General features: G+C 60.7%; 1 protein-coding gene and 1 pseudogene. One reads left to right on the top strand and one right to left on the bottom strand.

The features are described 5' to 3' along the window. Positions 1 to 383: 383 nt before the first annotated feature. Positions 384 to 1,726 (bottom strand): annotated as a pseudogene (locus NEI07_RS00850) (IS1380 family transposase). Between the two features lie 562 nt (positions 1,727 to 2,288). Here NEI07_RS00850 and NEI07_RS00845 point away from each other — a divergent pair. Further along, positions 2,289 to 3,835: HAMP domain-containing protein (locus NEI07_RS00845; protein ID WP_256032067.1), on the top strand; the 1,547-nt coding region annotated here is incomplete at its 3' end.

Here is a 3,835-nt window from a genome sequence, read left to right as displayed (position 1 = left end):
AGGATCTCCACCCCGTGCTTGATCTCTTCGATTGTTAGACCAGCGACATTGGTTACTATTTCTGCGCCAGGCATTGCGTCATCTCCATTGCGAGGCGCCACTAGTTTTGCAGCGATGGCGCGCTTACGATCAACTCGAGCGCCGTCGTCGAGTTCCATGGCCTTCGTCGTCTGTGACGCGCTTGGCGCGTGATATTGCCTCCCGCTCTCGAAGCCTACGCGCTACCCCATCCTATTCATCGCGGCTCTGATTTTTCGGGCTTCGGGCGCTCTGGATCCGAGGCGTGCAGGATGGTTCGGCTCCTTTTCGCCGTCGTTCAGGTCATGACTTTTGCAAACGCGCTAGAGGGGAAGGAACGGTGGACCGGGCGGACGCCCCGGCCTTTACGGCCCCTGCGGCGCGAGCGCGTCGGGCAGACCGCGGAACAGATCGGCTTCGGGACAAGCGGCGGCGAAGGCGAGGCGCACGCGGCTGGCGGTCTCGATGACGCGGGCGGCGATCTTGATCAGGCGCAGGCGCAATGTCGCGAACTCGGCCCTCGCCAGATCGCGCGTCGTGGGAATGGCGTCGCGGACAGTGAGCATCAGCCAATAAGCGCCGGTGTGCAGGACGAGGCGCACCTGATTGGCGATTGGCGAGCGACACGATGTGCGATCGGAGGCAAGCTGCGATTTGTGCAGCTTGATCAGGTTCTCGGCCTGACCGCGCGCGCAATAGAGGTTGTCGTAAAGCCATTGCGCCGAGCCGTCCGCGAGATTGGTGACGACGAAGCGGATGTCGAGGCCGAGCCGCGTCGCCTCGATGCGGGCGATGGCGCGCCGTTCCCTGTCCCAGGATTTGGCCCTGTGCCGCGTCTCGGCGTAACCGCGCACCACATCCTTGTCGTCGATGGCGCGCTCGGTGCGAACAGCGTCCGCCGTTTCGTCCACCTTCTTCGACAAGGGCTTCGTGCCGGGAAGGCCGAAGACGTAATCGACGCCATGTTCCTCGCACCACGCCATTGCCTCCGGTCGCGCGTAATGCCCGTCGCCCCGAAACAGGATGCGCGTCTTCGGCCAGCGCTTGCGGATATGCCGCGTCAACCGGCGCAGATGCGCGCGAACCTCGACGCCCGACGGCGTCTTGCCGGGCCGCAGCACGACCGCGACGGGCCGGCTTCTGTCGGTGTCGTAGACATGGATCGGCAAGAAGCAGCGCTCGTCGTAGTGGGCGTTGAACAGCGAGAGTTGCTGATGCCCATGCACGACATCGCAAGTGTCGTAGATGTCGAGGGTGACGGACGCGGGCGCGCGTTCATACGAGTCCATCCATTGGTCGACGAGCGCATAGCTCAGCCGGATCGTGTCCTTCAGCGAAGGCGCATTCTCCAGCCGCGACAGGGTTGGTTGCGAACAGAGATCGCGGCCCGTATCGGGCAGCCGCCCGCAAGCGAGCTTGAAGGCTGGATCGGCGCGCAGAAAATCCAGATCGTCGGCGTCCTCGTAGCCGCACGAAATGGCCAAGATGCGGGCGCGGATCATGTCGGCGAGGGTGTGGGTGATCCGCGCGGGATCGCGATGATCGGGAAAGCAGCGCGCAATCGTTCGGCGACGCCGAGGCGATGTTCCGCCATCGACAGCAACATGACGCCGCCGTCCGAGGTCAGGCGCCCGCCGTCGAAATCGGCTGTGACTTTCTTGCGCGCGACGGATGGAAACGAGAACGGCAGGAGATTATCGTCTGTCATGGCGGGCGTGGCTGGCGCGCAATGCGCGGGGGGTTGGCTTAGACACCCGAATCCTACGCTCTATCAGCGGTCTACGCCACGCTCGCCAGCCTCAATACACACGCGTCGTGAATAAGAGCGGCTAAGTCGTTCTCGACCCATTAGTTAAGCTCCTGAGTAACAGGTCTTTTCCAATTCCAAACTCCTGTCGAATTCCTGAAGGCTCGGCTTCTTTTTCTCCGGCGGTAGCGTCGCCGGGGCGCCCGCGCTACCGCTCGGTGCCTTTTTCCGGCGCCAGAGCGCCATGAATCGGAACGATGCTTGCCGAAAGCACCGCAGCGAGAACACTATTAACTCGATCATCGACAACGGTCATAAACTACCTCGCTCGAGCTGAAGCCGCGGGCCTGGGCGCTACCATGGGTCGCTATGAAGCTGACGCCTGCAATTAGAGCTGGAGCACGCCGAGGCAAGCGTGACCGGATCGAACATAATCTCAACAATGGCTTTGAAGGAGCAGGTGCCAACCATTGCTCCCTCTGGCATGAAATGAGATTGTTTCCGCTGGGGGAGGGAGCTGTCGATGGTGGCGAAACCGACTATCCGTGGTAGTCGCGCATTGGGTCGTGGACAGGGCGATCAGCACAGCGGCTCGGACGATCAACTTCGCGAACTCCTTCAGGCGTTGGAAGACTTCAAGGAGGGCGACTTCACGACTCGCTTGCCGGGCCACTGGCCGGGAGTAATCGGAAAGATTGCCGACGCTCTCAATGAAATAACTGGCGCCAACTGCAGGATAGCAGGCGAACTGGAACGGGTCCGTCAAGCCGTCGGACGCGAGGGCAGGACGCGTCAGAGGGTGAGGTTTGCGAATCGCGCAGGGGCTTGGGCGGGGATGGAGGCGTCGGTCAATGCATTGATTGACGATCTCCTTTGGCCGACGAACGAAATGACTCGCGTGATCGGCGCCGTGGCGCAGGGAGATCTCCTGCAGTCGGTGCAACTAGAGCTTGAGGGACGCCCTCTCATGGGCGAGTTCCTGCGTTCAGCGAAGATTGTCAATACCATGATCCGCCAGCTTCGCGAATTCACTTCGGAAGTGACACGCGTCGCGCGCGAGGTTGGAACAGAAGGAAAACTCGGAGGACAAGCGCAGGTCCGCGAGGTCACGGGCGTATGGAAGGAGCTTACAGAATCTGTGAATTTTATGGCCGACAACCTCACGAGCCAGGTGAGAAATATCGCAGACGTTACCATCGCCGTCGCTAATGGCGATCTTTCGAAGAAGATCGCGGTCGATGTGCGCGGCGAGATCCTGCAGCTCAAAGAAGCCATCAACACGATGGTGGATCAGCTTCGCTCATTTGCGTCGGAAGTCACGCGTGTGGCGCGCGAAGTAGGCAGCGACGGCAAATTGGGAGGTCAGGCGATAGTGCCAGGCGTCGCCGGCACATGGAAAGACCTCACCGATTCAGTGAATGCAATGTGCGGCAATCTGACGGATCAGGTGCGCAACATCGCGCAAGTGACGACCGCCGTCGCGCGGGGCGACCTTTCGCGAAAGATCACCGTAGATGTGAAAGGAGAAATCCTCGAGCTCAAGCAAACCATCAATACGATGGTCGACCAACTGAACTCGTTCGCTTCCGAAGTCACAAGAGTTGCGCGAGAGGTCGGCACCGAAGGCAAGCTTGGCGGTCAGGCCGTCGTCGCCGGCGTCGGCGGCACTTGGAAGGATCTTACTGACAACGTCAACTTCATGGCGTCCAACCTAACAGCGCAGGTTCGGAACATCGCCGATGTGTCGACCGCTATCGCCAATGGGGACCTATCGAAGAAGATAACCGTAAACGTCTCTGGAGAGATTCTGCAGCTCAAGGAAACCATCAACACGATGGTCGACCAGTTGAACGCCTTCGCGTCAGAAGTAACGCGTGTCGCGCGCGAGGTCGGCACCGAAGGGCGTTTGGGAGGTCAGGCGCAGGTGCTCGGAGTTGCGGGCACGTGGAAGGATCTAACAGACTCTGTCAATTCAATGGCCGGGAATCTTACCGCGCAAGTTCGAAACATAGCCGAAGTGACCACCGCGGTCGCTCGCGGAGACTTGAGCCGGAAAATCACCGTTGACGT

The sequence above is a fragment of the Methylocystis suflitae genome (assembly GCF_024448135.1).
GTDB classification, from domain to species: Bacteria; Pseudomonadota; Alphaproteobacteria; order Rhizobiales; family Beijerinckiaceae; genus Methylocystis; species Methylocystis suflitae.
The sequence above is the reverse complement of the archived record's forward strand: the minus strand, read 5'-3'. Positions and strand labels throughout refer to the sequence as shown.